Genomic DNA, 20770 nt, shown 5'->3' on the forward strand with positions numbered 1-20770 from the left:
CTCCTCCGGACACAACCGTAGCTTGTGGCCCGCACGTCATCTGCCTCTACTCGTGCACAACGCTCGGCGCAACGGTGGATGCATGACTCATACGCAGTTCGGCGCGACCGAACCCCGGGAGCGTGCTCAGCTCGTCCGTTCTCTCCTGCCGGGGCTGGTGCTCTGCCTCGTCGCGGCCGGGGCGTCCTACGGGCTCAGCCTGCTGCTGCCGGGCGTCAGCCCGCTGATCATCGCGATCGTGCTCGGTGTGCTCCTGGCCAACGTCGTGCGCATGCCGGCCGCCGCCGCAGCCGGCATCGACTTCTCCGCGAAGAAACTCCTGCGCGTGGGCATCGTCTTCCTCGGGCTCCAGCTCGTGCTCACGGACATCCGCGACCTGGGTGTCCCGATCCTGCTCGTCGTCGCGTGCATCGTCACCGGCGGACTGCTCGGCACCGTTCTCTTGGGGAGGCTGCTACGGGTTCCGCCCAGGCTTTCGTTGCTCATCGCGTGCGGGTTCTCCATCTGCGGCGCTGCGGCCGTGGCGGGGGCGGCGGGAGTGACCGACCCGGACGACGAGGCGGAGGAGGACACGGTCACCGCGGTCGCGCTCGTAGTGATCTTCGGGACGCTGATGATCCCGCTCGTGCCGCTGGCCGCAAACCTGCTCGGTCTCGGCGGGGAGAGCGCCGGGATGTGGGCCGGAGGGGCCGTTCATGAGATCGCTCAGGTCGTCGCCACCGGAGGCATCATCGGCGGCGGCGCGCTCACCGTCGCGGTCGTCGTCAAGCTCGCCCGCGTGCTGCTGCTCGCTCCCGTCGTTGCCACGCTCAGCGTTCGGCAACGCCGCCTAAGCCGTACCGCCGACCCCGGCCGGCAGGCTTCGCGCGCGAAGTTGCCGCCGATCGTCCCGCTGTTCGTGGTCGGCTTCGTCGCCATGGTGCTCCTGCGCTCGTTCGTTCCCCTGCCGGAGGCCGTGCTGACGACGGGTGGGCTGCTGCAGACCGGTCTGCTCGCGGCCGCCATGTTCGGGCTCGGCTGCGGCGTCAAGATCCGAAAGCTCATTGAGGTGGGAGTCAAGCCCTTCGTCCTGGCGGCGCTCTCCACCCTCCTCGTGGCCGCCCTCGCCTACGTCGGGATCGTCCTCGCGAGTTGAGCGACGCGGAGCCCCAACCGTGCGGCTCGGAGGCGGATGGTCGGCCACGGTCCCATGGCGGGCTCGGCCTGCCCGTGTTCTGCTCCGGGGCGCGGCGCCACGCCCGGTCCGCGCTTCGTCGAGCGGGAACAAGCAGGCGTCGCACGGGAGTTGGCCGACCCGCTACCGGGTCACCACTGCTCGGCGGACACCCGGGGTCGTTTACCGGTCGAGGTGAGCCCTGACGCCCGGGGAGATCTCTCCGGGCGGCCGGATCAACGGTCTGGCAGGGGGAAGGGGCAACCGCCTGCATGGAGGCGGACGTGCGTACCGAGGACGTCCTCACCGCCCCGCAGGTCACCGGCACCCTCGGCCTGTTCGAGCCGACCGCGGTGTCCATGGTCGCCCTCCTGCATTTCCTCACCGACGACCAAGCCACCGCCCTGGTGCGACGGACCGCAGACGGCCTCGCCCCCGGCAGCTTCCTCGTCCTCGCCCACAGCTCGTCCGACTTCGCCAGCCCGGAGGCCGTGCAGACGTTCGACTCCGCGTACGGCGAGGGCGCCGCCACCCCTGCACTCCGCTCCCGACGGGAGATCGACCCGTTCTTCGACGGCCTCGACCTCCTCGCCCCCGGACTGGCGGTGGCGCACCGCTGGCGCAACGAGGAGCTCTCCGACCTCCCCGACGAGCAGGTCAGCGTGTACGCCGGCGTCGCACGCAAACCGTGAGAACGGAGCAAGGACAGTCCCTCCCCGCGGGGTGTCCCCTCCCGGCGCACCGAGACCTCCTGCCTGGCTGCCGGGAAAGCGCCGAGCGCTCGGCGCGGACTCAGCGGGTCCTCAGGCCGTAGCGCCCGCAACGAGTCCGAGCGCCTCCCGCTCCCGGTGCACGTCAGCGACGAATTGCTCCACCTGCCGGTCGACCTCGTGCGAAGGAACGCGACGCTCGGCCGCCAGCAGCTTCCCCACTCGGTCTGCGAGGGAGGCGGCCGCCCGGGAGTCGAGGAACCGTGCAGGGATGCGGCGTTCCAGTACGTCGGTCACGGTCTGTGCCATCTCGTGGCGGATCGCGTAGACCGCCTCTGCCCAGAGGTACGGGAGGCTCGGCACCATCGGCTCGGCGAGCGCGGGATCTGCCGCGATGAGGTCCTCGACGAATCGGGCCTCCGTCCCGTACCGGCCGCCGAGGTGGCCGAAGCGGCCACCGGTCGCCTCGACCGCCTCGGCGTCGAAGTCCGCACCGCCGACGAGCGGCAGGCGTGCCGTTCGGCAGGAGCGGCGGACGTTCAGCAGGTCGCAGACCTTGTCCGTCGCGATCTCAGCCATCGTGCGTGCCACCGTGAGCTTGCCGCCCGCCACGGTGACCACACCGTCCTTCACGGTGACTTCGTGCTCGCGGCTCAACTCGGAGGTGTCTCCGCCGCCGGTGTCGATGAGCGGGCGCAGACCGGCCCAGGTGCCGGTGATGTCCTCGACCGCGACGTCCGTCTCCAGCGCGGCGTTCAGGGACTCCAGGAGGGTTTCCGCTTCGTCCCGTGTGCAGCGCGGGTCGTCGAGATCGTCGGTGTACGGCGAGTCGGTCGTCCCGATGTAGCAGTGGTCGCCCCAGCGCACGACGAATCCCTTGCCGCCGCTGCCGCGCGCGCCCCCGAGCATCGGGAAGGTGAGAGTGGACTGGCTGCGCACCTTTTCCCAGGGCACGACGATGTGCACGCCCTTGGCAGGGCGAATCCGGTGATGGTGGTCCGCCTCCGCGAGGGCGCTGACGGCGTCGCTCCACACGCCTCCGGCGTTCACGACGGCCTTCGCCCGCACCCGGATGTCCTCACTCGTCCCGTCGGCTCCCGTGGCGCGGACGGTGGCGGTGTGCCGGCCTTCGGACGAGTCGAGTGCGACGACTTCGGCTCGGTTGGCGACGTGAGCACCGAAGAGAGCAGCGGTCCGCGCGACGGCGAGCGTCAGCCGGCTGTCGTCGGTGCGGCAGTCGAAGTACAGCAGGCCGCCCAGCAACCCCTCCGGCTTGAGGGTGGGGCACTGGGTGAGCACCTGCTCGCGGGAGATGCGGCGGTGGCGCCGGCCGATCCGCCAGCCCCCCAGCGCGTCGTAAGCGACGAGGCCCGCGCGCAGCGTACGGGCGAGGGCGGGACTGAAGACGCCGTTCGAACGGTAGATCGGGAAGAGGAACGGCAGCCGGCTGACGAGGTGCGGGGCACGCTCGTACATGCGCTGGCGTTCGAGCAGGGAGTGGTAGACGAGGCGGATCTCCTTCTGCTCGATGTACCGCAGCCCACCGTGGATCATCTTGGAGGAGGCCGAGGAGGTCCCGGCGGCGAAGTCGGTACGTTCCACGAGGCCGACGGTGAGTCCGCGGGTGACGGCGTCGAGCGCGACGCTCACTCCGGTGATGCCGCCGCCGATCACGAGGACGTCCAGCGTCTTGTCGCGCAACGAGGAGAGCGCTGCTTCGCGGTCGAAGGCGACGGGTGCGGTCTGGTTCGCGACGGTACTGCGCGGGGCACGGGACATCGTGGCGGCCACCTCATATGGCGTGTGTGCCGGTCGAAGCGCGATCGGCGGTGCGTTTCGTACTCACTCGGCATCCTGCGGCGACGACTCCGGGACGTCCAACGCATTGACGTATCGTGTCAAAAAGGGCCCGCCTTCTTCGCCCCTCGCGACGTCTCAGGCCGGCCCCGTACCAGGAAATCCGAGTGGGTCTAGGAGCGATCGTGACTGACCAGGAGAAGGTTCCCGCGGTCCTGCACGGTGCCTTCTGCGTCCTTCAGGCCGTGGGCGAGGCGGGGCCCGCCGGCGCGAACGTCGCCGAAGTACAGGTCCGCACCGGCCTCAACCAGCGCACCGCGTACCGGCACCTCTCCTCTCTCAGGGCTCTCGGGATGGTCACCCAGGCGGGTGAGCGCAGCCGCTACCGGCTGGGTCCGACGATCGCCGGCTTGGCCCAGAACACGTCCGACCAGCGGGAGTTTCTGCGCCGCGCGCAGATGTTCTGCGAGGAGCTGGCGGAGGGGTCCAGGGAGCCGGTCCATGCGACCGTGTGCGACCAGGGCACCGCGGTCACGGTCGCGACGGCGAGCCGCTCCTCGCCGGTTTCGGAGAAGTCGCCGCCGATCGTGCCGGGCTCGCGGCGTCCGCTGCACGCCAGTGCGAGCGGCAAGGTGTTCATCGCCTACAACCGGTCGGCGCTCGAGGCGTACAGCGTGCGGCCGCTCGAGCGGTTCACCGAGCACACCCTCACGGACCTCCGCGACCTTGAGCGCGAGTGCCTGCGCGTCCGGCGGCAGGGCTTCGCCGAGGACCGGCAGGAGTACGCCCTCGGGATCACGTGCGTCGCAGTGCCCGTGATAGGCGTCGGCGGCCGTGCGGTCGGGGCGCTGACCGTTTCGACGAAGAGCGCGGTGATGAGCGGGCCCCGGCGGGCCGAGCTGCTGCGGGCGCTCAAGCCCGCGGCGAAGGGGTTCTCGGCGGCGATCGGTGGCGAGAGCGGGGCTTGAGGGCGCCACGGCGGGTGGCCACCCGGGTCAGTCCTGCGGCCCCCGCGCGGGCGTCGACGGCAACTGCGCGCTTCGCCAGCCGAGTGCCCGTGAGACAGCATCCTGCCAGGCACTCCGGCGGATGTTCCGCTCCTCCGGGCTCATGCGCGGGGTGAACTCCCGGCCCTCGCTCTTCGTGGCGACCGCCGCTTCTTCGTCGGCCCAGACGCCGCAGGCGATGCCCGCGCACCATGCAGCTCCGCGCGCAGTGACGTACTCGGCGTCCGCGGCCCGGACGACGGGGATCTGGAGCAGGTCGGCCTGCGACTGGAGCAGCGCGTCGGAGCGGCTGAGGCCGCCGTCCACCACGACGACGGTCGGGTTGGTGCGTGCGTTGCGGGCTATCGTCTCGATGATGTCGACGACGGTGTGGGCGGTGCCGTCGACCGTCGCACGCACCACGTCCGCCGCGGTCGTGCCCCGGTTGAAGCCGATCACCATCCCGCGTGCCGTCGAGTCCCAGTAGGGAGCGGCGAAGCCCGCGAGCGCCGGGACACTGACCAGCCCGGAGTCCGCCTTTCCCGCGGAGTAGACCGAGTCGATCCGGTCGGCCGAGGGCAGGACGCCCAGCTCGTTCACCATCCAGTCGACGCCGCTGCCGGTGACGAAGGAACCCCCTTCGAGCATGTGGGCGCGCGACCCCGCAGTGGTCCACGCGATGCGGCAGTCGAGGCCCTCGCCGGCGTCCACGGGATCGGGTCCGACGTGGAAGTCGATGAAGCTTCCGGTGCCGTGGGTGCACTTCACCGCGCCGACTTGGAACGCGCCGTGGCCGTACAGTGCGGCCTGCTGGTCGCCCAGGACGCCTGTGATCGGGATGTCCGCACCGATGAGGTCGGCGCGCGTGGTGCCGTAGTCGGCGTCCTCGGGGAGTACCTGCGGGAGCGCGGTGCCGGGGATGTCGAGGTGGTCGAGGAGTGCGGACCACCACCGGCCCGTACGGAGGTCGTAGAGACCCGTCGAGCCCGCGCACGAGGTGGAGGTCGCGAAGACCCCGCCCTCGGTGCCACCGGTCAGGTTCCAGATGATCCAGGTCTCGGGTGTCCCCGCACGCAGGCGTCCCTGCTCGGCGAGGTCGCGCAGGGCGGGGTCCCGGGCGAGCAGTGCGTCGAGGTGGAGGCCGAGGTGCGCGGGGCCGAGCACCAGGCCCGTGGCGGTTTTCGCCTTCCCGGCCCACTCCGCGGAGAGCTCGTCGGCGCGGGCCGCGGCACGGGTGTCCTGCCAGTTGACGACCGGCGCGACGGGCTGCCCGGTCTGTGCGTCCCAGAGCACGGTGGTGGTGCGCTGTACCGCGATCGCGAGCGTGGCGATGTCGCGTTCTTCGTCCCGGGCGGTGGCGACGACGTCGCTGAGCACGGACCGCGACGTTTCCCAGAGCTCCACCGCGTCCTGCTCGACCCGTCCGTCCGGGTACGTCGTGGTCGTGAGGGGAAGCGCGCTGTTTGCGACGACGCGGGACCGGTCGTCGAAGAGTGCGGCCCTGGTACTGGTGGTGCCCTCGTCAAGCACGAGGACGTGGCGCGCGCTCATGTTTTCCTCCACCGCGTTGTGGTCCGAATCCGTGGTTTGTACCGCGGGTTCTTCGCCATGGTCGGAGCGTCGCGCCAGGGTGCAAGGAAATTGTCACGCCGTGACAATGGGGGCTTCTTCGGAGGCCCGTTTTGACGCCGGATGTCAAACGCGTTGACGGTCCGTGGAGCCGCGCGACGAAGGTGAGAAAGCGGCAGGCACTCAGCCGCCGCCCGGGCAATCGACGACGGACCCAAGGAGCAGCAATGATCACCGGTGCCATCGCAACCATCCCGCAGGAGGCGCTGGACGAACTGCGCGCCACTGTCGACGGGTCCATCCTCGTCTCGGCTCCCGAGGAGATCCGCGCCATGTCGGCGGACGCCTCGGTCCGCAGCAAGAAGGCCGAGGCGAACGACGCCCCGATGGCGACCGCCGCGCTGGTCGTCCGCCCCACCACCACCGAGCAGGTGTCGCGAGTGATGGGCTGGGCGACCGCGCACGGCGTCCCCGTGACGCCTCGTGGTCTCGGGTCGGGCACGGTCGGTGCCGGCATCCCGGTGCGCGGAGGCGTCGTGCTCGACATGGCGCGCTTCGACAGTGTCGGCGAGGTCGACGTGACCAACCGAACGGTCACGGTCGGCGCGGGCGTCCGTCTGTCCGAACTCGACGAGGCGATCAAGGACTCGGGCCTGACCATCGGCCACTACCCGCAGTCGTACTACCTCGCCTCCGTGGGCGGCTGCATCACCATGCGCGGATCGGGCACGTTCTCGTCGCTGTACGGAAACATCGAGGACCGCATGGGGGACATCGAGGTGGTCCTGCCCAGCGGCGAGGTCGTCCAGACCCGTTCGCTGCCGCGTGCCTCGCTCGGTCCCGACCTCAAGCAGCTTTTCATCGGCTCCGAGGGCATGTTCGGCGTGATCACGCATGTCACCCTCAAGCTGGTCCCCCAGCCCCAGTCCCGTCGCTTCAACTCCGTCCGCTACGACACCTTCGAGCAAGCCCTGGAGACCGTACGCCGCTCCCTGCTCGACGGCGTCCACCCGGCGGTCGTGCGCGTCTACGACCCGGTCGAGGCGTCCGCCAAGCACGCGAAGTTCGCCGGCACCCCCGGCTGGCTGCTCATCCTCGCGTTCGACGGCGCCCCCGACCTCGTCGAAGCCGAGGAAAAGATCGTCCTCGGACATGTGGAGGAGCACGGCGGCGAGGTCCTCGGCCCCGAGCCCGGTGTGAACTGGGAGCAGCGCCGCTTCGACTACTCGTGGTCGACCGACGCCGTCGACAGGAAGGGCGGTGTCGCCGAGGCGATCGAGGTCACCGCGGCCTGGTCGGAACTGCCGAGGCTGTACGAGCGCCTCAAGAAGGCCGCGGCGCCGCACATGAGCGAGTTCATGGCGCACGTCAGCCACGTCTACGACCAGGGCGCCGCGCTGTACGCCATCGTTCGCGGCGATTTCGGCTCGGACGAGGAGGCCCTGGACGCGTACGACGCCGTGTGGCGCTCCGTGATCGAAGAGAGCCTGCGCTCCGGCGCGATCATCGGGCACCACCACGGGGTGGGCCTTGAGCGCGCACCGTGGATGCAGGACGCGCTGGGCTCCGGTCTCGACCTCATGCGCACCCTCCAGAAGTCCCTCGACCCGGCCGGGATCATGAACCCCGGCAAGGCGAGCCTCTGACCGGTGGTCCGGGCCCCGGCGCTGTTCTCGCGACCCGGGGCCTGCGGCCTCCGCGCCCCGGGACGACGCCCTCCTCGCCGGTGACTCGCGGCCGGCAGGGAGGGTCGGCAACAGATCGGCGCGATGCCGAGGCAGGCGGCCCTTGGTCGCGTCGACGGGGCCGGTTGCCGTTGCTCACCACGCTGGTGCGGGCCGGGAGCGTGGACCGTCGGTGAAACCCCGGGGCAGGCAACGGGCCGGTGAACACCTCGCGCCAGGCCGACGTTGTCAAGATCGTCCTCGACGATGTCCTCACGTCGCAGGTGGTCGCCTCCGTCAGGACGTCCCCAACCGACCGGCCGAACGTCTCATCATCGCCCCTCGGACGAACAGACCGTCGTCGTGTTCGGCACGAACACCGCCGCACAACTCACGCACGTGCTGCGTCAATGCACCCGCCTGGCCACCACGACCGAGATCCTGCCGAAGTCCCGCCCACTGCCGCAGACCTGACGTGCATGCCGGGGATCGGCGCCAACCGTTCAACCTGACAAGGCCCTCCGCGCACGGGCGGTCTCCACGGCCAGGCGCCGGGCGCGCCGGGAAAGTCGAGACCGGGACGCCTGCGTCAGCACAGGATGCGACCCTGCTTCGTCGTCAGCGGTGGCGGGCGGGGAAGTGGTGGGCGAATCCGGAGATGTGCTGACGCATCAACTCCCCTACGTGCTGGGCATCGCGCTCGATGAAGGCCTCGACGATCGCGCAGTGTTCGTGGAACTCCTTCTCGCTGGTGTCCAGGCGGCGCCAGCCTTGCACGATGGCGAGGCAGAGGATGTCGTCATAGCTGGCGAGCAGGCGGATGACCTCCTCGTTGCCGCAGTCGGCGGCGAGCTCGGCGTGCAACTCGCGGTTGGCCGTGGACAGTTCGGCATGCGCGCCTTGCGAGACGAGCTTCTTCGTCTCGTCGATCAGGGTACGGAGCCTTCGATGCCGTTGCTCGTCGGCGACCGTGCACGCCTTCTCGGCCGCTCTCGACGCGAGGACAGAGCGGATCTCGAAAATGTCGCGGGCTTCCTGGTCCGACAGGCGGCGCACGCGCCATGTCCGGAAGCTGTCGCTGCTCACCAGTCCGCTGCGTGCGAGGAGGCGCAGCGCCTCGCGGACCGGCGTCTTCGACATGTCCATCCGGTCGGTGATCTCGGCCTCGACGAGGGCCGCCCCCGGGAGCAGGTCACCGTTGAGGATCTCCTTCTTGAGCTGTTGCTCCGCGAGGGTGGCGAGGGGAACTCGGGAGGAACGTCGGGGGTGCTTCGCGGTGGAGTCCCGTGGTTCCGACTGCTGGGGCAAGGTCGCAACCTCTCTCATCTCGGCCATTGACAGCGTCCGAGGCACATCATAGCGTCCAGCGCACCGAATCATATACCGTTTGATGCACCGTTTAGCGCATCGTTGGTGTGCTGTGGGGAGTTGGCTATGCGACTGGTCTCTGACCCCGAAGCGCTGGTGGAGCGCGGTCTTCACGCCGGAAAGAAGATGCTGGGGCCACATCTGCGGCGGGATGCACAACCCATGACCACACCTCTCGCGGTAGAGGAAACGGACCGTGCGGACGAAGACGGTTCACAGAGCGCGGACATGGCCGCCGAAAAGGAGTCGACCACCTGGCTGGTGCGCCACATGGAGCGTGGCGCGATCGAGGCGTCCGAAGTGCAGCGGCCCGTGGTCTTCCACGATCCTTATATGACGCTCGACGAGCACCTCGGCGAGGTGGAGCCCACCCTCGGCTCGGCTGTGGCGCGGCTGGCCGGCGGCCGGCCCGTGGAGGTCGGACCGGACCTCGTCCTGGCCCGCTACGATCACCTCGCCGAGCGAGTGGACCTGCGTTTGTCCCCCCTCCCCGCACGGCAGGCGACATCGGGCCCGAAGACTGTCCGGACCATTGGCCGCGAAGCGGTCGTGGCCCGATTTGCCGAGGCGCTGGAACAGCTCCGACCTGCGGCGAACCGACTGATCGCCGGCTCGCCGAGGTTGGCCCCCTTGGCGAGTGCCGCACAGCCGTGGGCCGTGGACTCCCGGTTCGCGGACCTCGATGCGCTCATGGCGGAGCACGCCGTGGACGCCGTGCTCGCCACCTCACCGATCAACATCGAGGAACTGACGGCGCAGCCCGAGCGGGGCGGAGCAGCACTGTGCCGACAGGGAGACTCCGAAGTCCGGCTCTACGGCACAGTCGACGCGGCCCTGGACGCGTTGTCCGGCCTCGGCGCAGGCAGGGTCCTGATCGAGCAGCACCATCTGCCGATCGGGCAGGCCATGGCACTGCGGCGAGCGGGACTCACTTTGGTACCGGGCTCCGACGCCTTGTCGAAGTGGCGCGAGCGACGTGATCACCAGTACCTCCCGGCTCTCGTCCTCGTCACCAGTGCCAGCGCCTATGCGCTCGAGCGGGCGGTCAGTCGGACCCGCGAGCGGATCAAGGCCGGAGAGGCCGTGTCCGAACTGGACACGCAGCGCGCGTATCTCGACGAGGCACGCGCCTTCGCCGCCGGTCTCGGACTTCCCGGCTGCATCCAAGAGTTCTTCTCCAACTGCCATGCGGGCACCCGCACTCTGCACCCGTCCCTTGCGTCGTCGCACGCGCTGAACGCCGATACCACCTCGCTCAAGCTCGACGCCGGGCTGGCGGTCGTCGTTGACGGGCTCACGCTCGCCACCTCGGATGTCGCACGAACCTACGTGGGGGACGACGACGCCGAGGCCGCCTACCGCCTCTTCCAACGGGTCGTCAGGGAGACCATCACCGACGTCATCCGACCCGGGGTGGGCTTCGCGGACATCCACCGTCACGTTGTCGACCGCCTCCTCGGCGAACGCGCCTCGCTGGAGCAGGCCGGCCACTGGCCGGCCGGGGTCGACCTGCCGGTCAGATACGCGATGCGCAACGTCGGGCACCTGATGGGGCGCCAGGAGTCGTTCTCCTCCGAGTTCCGGCCCGGCGACCGGGAGGTCCTGCGCGTGGGCGACTACGGAGCATGCGAGATCCAGTGGCCCCTGGGCGCACACGCCATCGGTGCGGAGGACATGTGGCTCCTCACCCCGACCGGCACCGTCCTCCTCACCGACCGAGAAAGCTGACACCACCATGAACAGCGAAACCGCGCCGCGTCCCGGCGGCCACGCCGTCGTCGAGCAGCTCCTGGAGCACGGCGTCGACCGGGCGTTCGGCGTCCCCGGCGAGAGTTACCTCGCCGTACTCGACGGCCTCTACGAACACCGCGAGGCCATCGACATGGTCGTCACCCGCCAGGAGGGGGGCGCCGCCATGATGGCGGCCGCCCACGGCAGGCTGACCGGCCGTCCGGGTGTATGCCTGGTCACTCGCGGCCCGGGGGCGACGAACGCCAGCATCGGCGTCCACGTCGCCTCGCAGGACGCCAGTCCGATGGTGCTCTTCGTCGGCCAGGTTCCCCGCTCCCGTCGCGGAACCCGGGCCTTCCAAGAGATCGACTACGCGGCCATGTTCGGCACGGTGGCCAAGGAGGTCGTCGAGATCGACCTGCCCGAGCGCGTTCCCGAGTTGGTGGCCCGCGCCCTGACCACGGCGGTGGCGGGCGAGCCCGGACCGGTGGTCGTGGTGCTGCCGGAGGATGTGCTGACCGAGCGGACCACCGCGCCGGTCATACCCCACCGACCGTCCGCGCGCTCGCAGCCGTACCCGGCCGACACCGAGCGCGCGGTGGAACTCCTCACCACCGCACGGTCCCCCGTCGTCATCGTCGGACGGTGCGGCTGGAGCGAGGCGGGGCTGGAGCGTCTACGGACCTTCGCCGAGAGTTCTGCGATACCGGTGGCCACGACCGTCCGCTGCCAGGACCTGATCGACAACAGCTCCCCTGCCTATGTCGGAACACTCGGGCTGCGCACCACGCCTGGTTTGGACCGGCGGCTCGAAGGAGCCGACCTCGTGGTGCTCCTCGGCACCCGGCCCGACGCACTGTCAGCGGCGGAGCTGCCGCTGAAGGGCGGGAGCGGAAGCGCCGAAGGTCCGGCAGTGGTGCACGTCTACCCGGAACCCACGGTTCTCGCGCACACCTTCCCCTCCGAACTCGCCATCGCCGCCTCGCCCGAGGCGTTCCTGGAGACGCTGCCGGAGAATCTCGAGCGCTCTTCGGAACGCGAGGAGTGGTGCGCGGCCCTGCGCCGGCGCCTGGTCGAGGGGTACGACATGGGCGCCGCCGACGAGCAGGCTGCGGCGTTCATGCGGGTCTTCGACAAGCACGCCCCCACGGACGCCGTCCTGACCATGGGGGCCGGGAACTACACGGCCTGGGCACAGCGGCACCACCGCTACACCGTCTACCCCTCGCAAGTAGCCACCCAGAGCGGCGCGATGGGGTACGGCGTCCCCGCGGCCGTCGCCGCCGCCTTCGCCCAACCGGACCGGAAGGTGGTCGCGTTCGCCGGTGACGGCTGCTTTCTGATGACCGGCCAGGAGCTCGCGACGATGGCCCGCTATCGCTTGGACGTCCTCACCGTCGTCGTCAACAACTCCCGGTACGGAACCATCCGCGACCACCAGGAACGGCACTATCCGGGACGCGTGAGCGGTACCGGGCTCACCAATCCGGATTTCGTCCAACTTGCACAGTCCTTCGGGGCGGCCGCTGCCCGGGTGGGCACTGCTGAGGAATTCTCCGACGCCCTCGCCAAGCTGCTCGATACTCCCGGACCCTCGTTGATCGAGATCGAATTCGACATGCCGGCCACACGGCCGTCTCCACCTTCCCACGCAGGAGCACCGGCATGAGCCACAGCACACGCACAAGGCCAGACCCCGGCCCCGTGTCAACGGGCCCCGGGAAGGTGGCCGCAGGGGCGGCGATCGGGCAATTCGTCGAGTGGTACGACTACGGCATATACGGCTTCCTCGCCGTTCCGATCGCCGGTCAATTCTTCGCTTCCTCCGACCCCACGACGGCGCTCCTCTCCACCTTTGCCGTGTTCGCCGTCCCCTTCGTCGCCCGTCCCTTCGGTGGCGTACTGTGCGGCTACCTCGCCGACAAGTTCGGCCGCCAACGGGTGTTGGTCGGCGTGCTGCTCATGATCTCTGCGGCCACCGTCCTCATGGGCCTGCTTCCCGGGCAGGCGACGATCGGCGTCGCCGCCCCGCTGCTACTGGTGCTGCTGCGGCTGGTGCAAGGACTCTCGGCAGGCGGCGAAGTCGTCAACGCGATGTCCTTCGTGGCCGAGCACGCACCCCCGCGCCGACGAGCGTTCCTCATGAGCTGGGGCCAGTCCGGGGCCTTTGCCGCCATGCTGGTCGGGAACCTCGCCGGATTGACACTGGCTTCCGCACTCGACAGCGATCAGGTCGATTCCTGGGGCTGGCGGCTCCCCTTCCTGCTGGCACTGCCACTCGCGATCATCGGCATGTACATGCGCCGCCGCCTCGACGAGTCACCGGCATTCCGCGCGATGCAAGAAGCAGCCGCCGAGGAACGCACCCCGCTGCGCACCGCGCTGACCGCACCCGGAGTACGGCGCGCGATCCTCCTCTGCGCCGCACTGTGCCTGCTCAACAGCAGTGGTTACTACGCCCTGTTCACCTACATGCCCACCTATTTGACGGTCGACCTCGGACACTCCCAGTTGCAGGCCTTCGCGGCGACAGGGGCCGCGATCATCGTGCTGCTTCTCGTCATTCCTCCGGCGGCAGCACTGTCCGACCGCATCGGGCGGCGCCCGATGCTCATCGGCTCCTCGGTCGCCATGACAGTCGTGGCCGTACCCGCCTTCTTCGCACTGCAGTCCGGGATCGGCTGGATGATGCTCGGCCTCGCCTCCCTCGGTATCTGCTTCGCCGGATACACGGGTGCTATTCATGCGGCTCTTGCCGAGCTCTTCACGACCCGAATACGGGTCACCGCCTACGCCGTCGGCTACAACTTCTCGACCGCCATATTCGGCGGGGCCGCACCGTTCCTGATGGTCTCCCTCATCGATCTCACAGGCAGTGAACTGATCCCTGCCTACTACGTCGCCCTCACCGCGCTGGGAACAGCGGCGTCCGCGTACGCGATGCGGGAGACCAGTGGAATCGAACTCAACGAGCTCAACAAAGGAGTGCAAGAATAATGCAGGACCTCTTCCCGGGTATCGACGAGTGGGGCCCCGAGAAAGTCGTCGCGGTCTCCGACGCCAGAACAGGGATGAAGGGCGTACTTGTCATCGACAACACCGCTCGCGGGATAGGCAAGGGCGGGACCCGGATGTCCCCCACGCTCACCGTCGGAGAGGTCGCTCGACTCGCTCGTGTGATGACCTGGAAGTGGGCGGCCACCGACCTGTTCTTCGGCGGCGCCAAGGCCGGAATCCTCGGCGACCCGGCCGGAGCGGACAAGGAACAGGTCGTCAGGGCCTTCGCCCGGAAGCTCTCGAACGAGGTGCCCGAGGAGTACGTCTTCGGTCTCGACATGGGACTGACCGAGAACGACGCCGCCCTCATCCAGGACGAACTGGGTTTCCGAGGCGCCGCCGTGGGCCTGCCGGCGGTTCTCGGCGGAATGCCGTACGACGAACTCGGCGTCACCGGTCACGGGGTGGCCGAAGCCGTCGCCACCAGCCTGGAAATCGACGGCGTTGCGCTCTCCGGGGCTCGGGTGGCGGTCCAGGGGTTCGGCGCGGTCGGCGCCGCAACAGCCGAACGCCTGGCGAAGCTGGGGGCGACCGTCGTCGCCATCTCCACCTCACAGGGTGCCCTGCACGATCCCGACGGCATCGACGTACCCGCCTTGCTCCGGCTGCGCGCCACGCACGGGGACGCCTGCGTCCAGCACTACGACTCCCCCACGCTGCCCCTCGGCACGGAACTCACCACCGACGCCGACGTCCTGGTCCCCGCCGCCCGCCAAGACGTGATCGATCTCGACCTGGTCGAGCAGGTCAAGGCCCGGTTCATCGTCGAGGGCGCCAACCTTCCCGTCACCCAAGGAGCACTGCGGGCCCTCCATGAGCAAGGGGTCCGGATCGTCCCGGACTTCATCGCCAACGCCGGCGGCACCATCGCCGCCTCCTTCTCCATGGACGCACGGCAGTCGGCCTTCCGTCCCGACACCGACGCGGTCTTTGCGACCACCTCCGACAAGATCCGCGCCAACGTCCTCAGCGTCACCGAGAAGTCCCGGGCGGAGGAGCTCCTTCCGCACGACGCGGCACGCGCACTGGCCCAGGACCGCGTGCGCCGGGCCATGGAGGTACGTGGCGGAAACAAGCGGACCTGAAACCAGCTCAGGCAAGTCGGCCCGCCCAAGGCGACGTCGTGGCCGGCAACGATCCTCATCGGAAGCAGGAACACAGTGACTCATCCGCGAATCGCACTTCTCATCGACGGGGAGGAGGTCCACGACACCGGGCAGAGCGTGCCCGTCGTCAACCCCGCCGATGAAGCCGTGCTCGGACAACTGCCCTACGTCGACCACTCGTTGCTCGGTCGGGCCGCCTCCGCGACCGGTGCGGGCTTCGCGCAGTGGCGGACGACACCAGCACGACAACGGGCCCGCGCGCTCGCGGACGCCGCGGACATCCTGGAGGCGCAGCTCGACGAGAACAGCCGGCTGCTCACCCTCGAACAGGGAAAGCCGCTCCGCGAGGCGAAGGCGGAATGGCGTGCCACGATCGATGTGCTCCGCTGGTTCGCCGAAGAGGCCCGACGCACCTACGGCCGGGTGATCCCGGACGGCCCCGGCACGCAGCACCTGGTCGTCAGTCAACCGGTCGGACCGGTACTCGCACTCACCCCCTGGAACGTCCCGGCCCTCGCCGCTGGGCGCAAGCTGGCCCCGGCGCTTGCTGCCGGGTGCTCGGTCGTCCTCAAAGGTGCCGCGGAGACTCCGTCGGCGGGCTACGCGCTCGTCTCCGCGCTGCACGCCGCCGGGGTGCCGCGCAGGGCGGTGCAGCTCGTCTTCGGCGAGCCCGCCCAGGTCTCCGAATACCTGATCGGCGCCCCGGCGATTCGCAAGGTGTCCTTCACCGGTTCCACGAGGGTCGGACGCATCATCGCCGGTCTGGCAGCCCAGGGACTCAAGCGGTCGACGCTCGAACTCGGCGGCCACGCACCGGTGTTGGTGTTTCCCGACGTCGACGCACAGGTAGCCGCCAGGGAAGCAGCCGCATGGAAGTTCCGCAGCGGCGGCCAGATCTGTGCCTCGCCGACCCGCTTCCTGGTGCACGAGGCCGTACTCGACGAATTCACCGCGGCGTTCGCCGAAGCAGCGGCGGAGATCCACGTCGGCGACGGCCTCGACCCCGACACTGCCATGGGCCCCCTCATCACTCGCCAACGACTCGAGGACGTCGACGAGTTGGTCACCGATGCCGTCGAGCACGGCGCCTCGCTGCTCACTGGCGGCCCCGATCCGCGGACGAAGGGCTTCTTCTACCGGCCGACCGTCCTCAGCGGCGTCAGCGAAGACGCCCGGATCATGCGGGAGGAGCCGTTCGGTCCGGTCGCACCGATCACCTCGTTCACCGACTACGACGACGCCCTCGCCCAGGCCAACGCGGTACCGGTCGGCCTGGCCGGATACGTGGTAACCGACTCCCGTCGGACCGCCCGCGCCGCGGCGGAAGACCTGAAGGTGGGGGTCGTGGGCATCAACGACTACAACTGCTCCCGCTGCGAGGTCCCCTTCGGGGGCGTGAAGGACACCGGTTGGGGCCAGGAAGGCGGCCTGGAAGGCATCGAGCCCTACCTGGTCCACAAGGCCGTCCTCAACGCCTGACCTCCGCAACAGTGTTGCTGGTGGTGCCTCGCCGCGCACGGCGGCGGAGCACCACCAGCCCCGTTCACACCGCCGAGGTCGGCTCACCCGGCCCCGCACAGCTAAGGACATCGTCATGTCACACACCACGGCCGCGGTCATCGGCGGCGGCATCATCGGACTCGCGGTCGCTCGAGAGCTGCACCATGCCCTTCCCGACGCCGACATCACCGTCTTCGAGAAGGAAGCCGGCGTCGCCACGCAGCAGACCGGCCACAACAGCGGTGTGGTGCACGCCGGTCTGTACTACGAACCCGGCAGCCTCAAGGCACGTCTCTGCCGACGGGGCGTGGAGCTGCTCGCGGAGTACGCCGACCGGCACGACGTACGCTACGAAGCCTGCGGAAAGCTCGTCGTCGCCCAGAACCAGGGCGAGTTGGAACGCCTGCACGCGATTCACGCTCGGGCGGTGGCCAACGGGGTGCCCGATGTCCGCATGATCGGCCCCGCGGAGATCAAGGAGATCGAGCCGCACGCGCGCGGCATCGCCGCCCTGCACTCGCCGCACACCGCCATCGTCGACTACCCCGGCATCGCCCGGGCGCTGGCAAGCGATGTCGAAGCCGCCGGCGGCCAGGTCAAGTTGGGCCACGAGGTCAAAGCCGTTCACGAACGGTCCGCGGAAGCCGTGGTGGTCACCGAACACGGCGAGGAGCGCTTCGACCTGGTCATCACCTGCGCGGGGCTGCAGTCCGACCGGCTCGCCCGCAGCTCGGGCGATGCCTCCGCGCCGGCCATCGTGCCCTTCTTCGGAGACTACTTCCTCCTCCGCCGCGAGACGGCCGAACTGGTGAAGGGCCTCATCTACCCCGTTCCCGACCCCCGTTACCCCTTCCTCGGCGTCCACCTCACCCGCCGTATCGACGGAACGGTCGTCCTCGGCCCCAATGCTTTCCTCTCCCTGGCCCGAGAGGGCTACCAACGCGGCACGATCTCCCTCCCCGACCTCCGCGAAGCCGTCGGATCGCTCGCCTTCTGGCGCTTCGCCGCCCGCAACATCCCCGCTGCCTTCCGCGAGTCCAAGTCCGTCCTCAGCACCCGATCCTTCGTCGAACAGGCCCGCACCTACGTACCGGAGATCTCACTCGCCGACGTACGCCGCGGCCCCCGGGGCATCCGCGCCCAGGCGATGCACGCAGACGGCAGCCTGGCAGACGACTTCGTCATCACCGGAACCTCCCGCGTCCTCCACATCCGCAACGCCCCCTCACCGGGCGCCACCTCATCGCTGGCAATCGCCGAACACATCGTCCGCGAAGCGCTCAACCGCAAGAACCCGCAGATCGCCGAGAGTTGACGCACTCCCCCGTCAGGACCTGCTCGGGCTACCGGTGCCACGTGCTCGTGCGACTCGGGCGGTGTGCGGCAGGCGGCGGGGACGAGCGGGCCGGGGACGCCGTGCGCGGCACCGAGCAGGTGGCGCCCCTCCGGGCGCCGGCGGGCATCAACCCCGCAGTTCCGCCACCGCGTAGCTTTCCTTGACGAAGCGCAGATGGCTCCAGCTGTCGACGTCGCTGACGCCGGGGAGAGAGCGCACCCTCTCCAGCGTCTCGGTGAGTTGGCCGTGCATGAAGGTGCGCACCGTTGCCAGCAGGTCGAAGCGGCCCAGGGTGCGGGCGAGGAAGCTTATCGACGGTGTGGCGAGCAGAGCTCGGCTGACCTCGCGGTGGTCGCCGGCGAGGCGGACGCCGAGGCCCATGGCGAGTTGGTGGTCCTGCCCCGACTGACGGACGAGGGCGCCGACGCGGAGGACCTCGCCTTGCAGCAGGCGCACGACGCGGCGGCGGACGCCGGCCGGTGACAGGTCGACCAGGTCGGCGAGGTCCACGTACGAGGCGCGGCCGTCGTCCTGGAGGGCGCGGAGCAGGGCGATGTCCACGTCGTCCACCTCGTGGGTGACCTCACCGACCGGGCCGACGACGTCGCGGAGCAACTCGGTGTAGGGAAGCGTCTCGACGGCCCGGACGCCGGGCAGGGAGCGCAGTTCGCTGACCACCGCGTCGATCTGCAGCGCTGAACCGGCGCGGATCTCGGCGATGACGGACGCCTGACCGCTGGTCAGCGAAACGAAGGGCACATCGTCGCGGGCGGCGATCCGGGCGGCCACGGGCTCGGCGCGGCCGGTGACCGTGAGGCTCGCATAGGCGAGGGAACCCCGACCGATCACCGCGGGGTGGACGACTCCGCGTATCTCCACCTCGCCGGTGGAGAGCAGGCGCTGCATGCGGGACGCCACCGTGGAGCGAGACAGGCCGGACCGGCGGGCGATCTCACGGTGAGCGAGCCGGCCATCCGATTTCAGCAGTTGAATGATGGCTTCGTCGGCCATGTCCATGACGCCCCCGCGGAAATTTCCTCGAAGTCAGTTTGGCAGTCCCCACCCGCCAAAACATACAGACGACCTTCAACATCCGCCAGAAGTAACGCTTGTCGGCTGCTCTGACAAACCATTCGTGACTTGTTCCCCAGCAGCAGCGAGCGAACTGCTTGCCAGATATATCGAGCCTCCATATGGTCTCGCCAACTCGCTGCCGGACGGAGGGTCGTCGCCAGGATTGGCTCCGCGCTCGCCCGGCACTCCGGCCCGACCTGTCTGAGGAGCCGACCGTGCCAGAAGCAACAGCGGCGTCCCCGAAGGAGCACCAGAAAACCGAGAGCGGGCTGGCGCGCAACGCGCTCAACCTGCCGGAACTCGTCTTCACCGCCATGGCGGCCCTGGCGCCGCTGACCCTGGTCGCGGCCGTCATGCCGCTGCACTTCTTCGTCGGCGGAGCCGCGGTACCGGGTGGCTACCTGGTGGCGGCCGTCGTCATGGGCCTGTTCGCCGTGGGGCTCACGACGACCATGCGCTACGTCCGCAACACGGGGGCCTTCTACGCGATCATCACGCGCGGGCTCGGCAAGGAGGCGGGCTCGGCCGCCGCCCTGCTCGCCGTCATGGCGTACAACGCGCTGCAGATCTCGACCTACGGAGCCCTCGGCCTCTACGCCGGCGACGTCGCCAATCGGCTCTTCGGCGTCCATGCGCCCTGGTGGCTCTACGCCGCCGTCGCCCTCGCGGTCGTCGGCGTCCTCGGCTACCGCGGGATCACCGCCAGCGCGAAGGTGCTCAGCATCGTCCTCGCTCTGGAGATGGTGGCGCTGACGGTCCTCGCCGTGGCGATCTTCATCGACGGCGGCCCTTCGGGCTTCTCCTCCGAGCCCTTCTCGCCCTCGGCGGTGCTCGACCCCGGGAACGGCGCAATGTACGGGCTGATATTCGGCGCTTTCATGGGGTTCGAGTCGACGGTGATCTACTCCGAGGAGACCTCCGGCGGAGCCCGTACCGTGCGACGTGCCACGTACGTCGTCGTCGCGGTCATCGGGCTGTTCTACGCCGTCATGGCCTTCGCCGTCGTGACCGCCTACGGCGCCGACGACATCGCGGGAGCGGCGGGCGACAGCCCCGCCGACCTCGTACTGACACTCTTCGACAGGTACTCGGTGTCGTGGTTCGGCGAGGTCGTCACGCTCCTGCTGCTCCTCAGCGCCTTCGCGGCGCTGCTCGCCCTGCACAACGCCAGCAACCGGTACACGTACGCCCTCGGCCGGGAGCTGCTCGTCCCGCCGGTCTTCGGCCGGACGCACCCGGCGACGAAGTCGCCGTGGGTCGCCGGCGTGGCCCAATGCGGCCTCGCAGCCGTGGTGTTGGCGGTCTGCGCCGTCCTCGACGTCGACCCCTACCTCGGCCTGCTGTTGTGGGGCAGCGCGTTGGGCTTCCTCGGGATGATCGCCCTGTGGTCGATGTGTGCGCTGGCCATCGTGGCCCACATGCGCCGTCACCATCCCGGCGCCGGACTGTGGCGGACCCTCGTCGCCCCGCTGCTGTCCGCTCTGGCCCTCGCGGGCATCTTCGTCCTGGTCGTCGTGCACTTCGACCTCTTCTCCGGGGGCACGCCGGTCGTGAACACCGTCCTCTTCGTGGTCGCCGCCTCGTCGGTGGTGGGGGGTCTGGCCCGCGCCCTCTATCTGCGCGCACGGGCACCGCGGGTCTACGAGCGGTTGGGTACGACGAACGCAGCCTCGGACGACGACACCGGCGACGCCGACACCGGCACCCCGAAAGGATGAT

14 protein-coding genes and 1 pseudogene are annotated in these 20770 nt (G+C 69.6%); 11 read left to right on the plus strand and 4 right to left on the minus strand.

Going from position 1 to position 20770, the window contains the following annotated elements:
* Positions 1-82: 82 nt before the first annotated feature.
* Positions 83-1135, plus strand: a complete 1053-nt coding sequence (locus tag F603_RS0110735; RefSeq protein ID WP_019546016.1) for a YeiH family protein — start codon at positions 83-85, stop codon at positions 1133-1135.
* 281 nt (positions 1136-1416) lie between these two features.
* Positions 1417-1845 (plus strand): annotated as a pseudogene (locus F603_RS31930) (SAM-dependent methyltransferase); the annotation flags it as partial.
* 111 nt (positions 1846-1956) lie between these two features.
* Here F603_RS31930 and F603_RS0110745 read toward each other — a convergent pair.
* The gene (locus F603_RS0110745; RefSeq protein WP_019546018.1) at positions 1957-3642 is read right to left on the minus strand and encodes a glycerol-3-phosphate dehydrogenase/oxidase; all 1686 of its coding nucleotides are present in this window, start codon (positions 3640-3642) and stop codon (positions 1957-1959) included.
* A gap of 203 nt (positions 3643-3845) precedes the next feature.
* On the opposite strand from F603_RS0110745, the gene F603_RS0110750 reads away from it, so the two are divergent.
* Positions 3846-4628, plus strand: a complete 783-nt coding sequence (locus F603_RS0110750) for an IclR family transcriptional regulator (RefSeq protein WP_019546019.1) — start codon at positions 3846-3848, stop codon at positions 4626-4628.
* Between the two features lie 27 nt (positions 4629-4655).
* Here the strand turns inward: F603_RS0110750 and F603_RS0110755 are convergent, their stop codons facing one another.
* On the minus strand, positions 4656-6197 hold the full coding sequence (locus F603_RS0110755; RefSeq protein WP_019546020.1) for an FGGY family carbohydrate kinase: 1542 nt from the start codon (positions 6195-6197) through the stop codon (positions 4656-4658).
* 245 nt (positions 6198-6442) lie between these two features.
* Here F603_RS0110755 and F603_RS0110760 point away from each other — a divergent pair, with 245 nt between their 5' ends.
* Complete coding sequence (locus F603_RS0110760; protein WP_019546021.1) at positions 6443-7861, plus strand: FAD-binding oxidoreductase; 1419 nt, start codon at positions 6443-6445, stop codon at positions 7859-7861.
* A 636-nt stretch (positions 7862-8497) separates the two neighbouring features.
* Here the strand turns inward: F603_RS0110760 and F603_RS0110770 are convergent.
* On the minus strand, positions 8498-9187 hold the full coding sequence (locus F603_RS0110770; protein ID WP_158678632.1) for a GntR family transcriptional regulator: 690 nt from the start codon (positions 9185-9187) through the stop codon (positions 8498-8500).
* 222 nt (positions 9188-9409) lie between these two features.
* Between F603_RS0110770 and F603_RS0110775 the strand changes: the two genes are divergently transcribed.
* From F603_RS0110775 to lhgO, 6 genes are all read left to right on the plus strand, one after another.
* The gene (locus F603_RS0110775) at positions 9410-10975 is read left to right on the plus strand and encodes a M24 family metallopeptidase (protein WP_158678633.1); all 1566 of its coding nucleotides are present in this window, start codon (positions 9410-9412) and stop codon (positions 10973-10975) included.
* A 7-nt stretch (positions 10976-10982) separates the two neighbouring features.
* Positions 10983-12647, plus strand: a complete 1665-nt coding sequence (locus tag F603_RS31935; RefSeq protein ID WP_019546025.1) for a thiamine pyrophosphate-dependent enzyme — start codon at positions 10983-10985, stop codon at positions 12645-12647.
* Positions 12644-13975, plus strand: coding sequence for an MFS transporter (locus F603_RS0110785; RefSeq protein ID WP_026328316.1), 1332 nt, complete (start codon positions 12644-12646; stop codon positions 13973-13975). Before F603_RS31935 ends, F603_RS0110785 begins: the two co-directional genes overlap by 4 nt.
* Complete coding sequence (locus F603_RS0110790; RefSeq protein WP_019546027.1) at positions 13975-15120, plus strand: Glu/Leu/Phe/Val family dehydrogenase; 1146 nt, start codon at positions 13975-13977, stop codon at positions 15118-15120. Before F603_RS0110785 ends, F603_RS0110790 begins: the two co-directional genes overlap by 1 nt.
* A gap of 75 nt (positions 15121-15195) precedes the next feature.
* Entirely contained in the window at positions 15196-16620 is a 1425-nt protein-coding gene (locus tag F603_RS0110795; protein WP_019546028.1) for an NAD-dependent succinate-semialdehyde dehydrogenase, read from the plus strand.
* Between the two features lie 115 nt (positions 16621-16735).
* Positions 16736-17956, plus strand: a complete 1221-nt coding sequence (gene lhgO, locus F603_RS0110800; RefSeq protein ID WP_019546029.1) for an L-2-hydroxyglutarate oxidase — start codon at positions 16736-16738, stop codon at positions 17954-17956.
* Positions 17957-18103: 147 nt separating this feature from the next.
* Here lhgO and F603_RS0110805 read toward each other — a convergent pair whose 3' ends face one another.
* Positions 18104-18994, minus strand: a complete 891-nt coding sequence (locus F603_RS0110805) for an Lrp/AsnC family transcriptional regulator (RefSeq protein ID WP_019546030.1) — start codon at positions 18992-18994, stop codon at positions 18104-18106.
* Between the two features lie 272 nt (positions 18995-19266).
* On the opposite strand from F603_RS0110805, the gene F603_RS31940 reads away from it, so the two are divergent.
* Positions 19267-20769, plus strand: coding sequence for an APC family permease (locus F603_RS31940; protein ID WP_019546031.1), 1503 nt, complete (start codon positions 19267-19269; stop codon positions 20767-20769).
* The last annotated feature ends 1 nt before the right edge of the window (position 20770 follow it).

The organism is Streptomyces sulphureus DSM 40104 (genome assembly GCF_000381025.1).
Taxonomy (GTDB): domain Bacteria; phylum Actinomycetota; class Actinomycetes; order Streptomycetales; family Streptomycetaceae; genus Streptomyces; species Streptomyces sulphureus.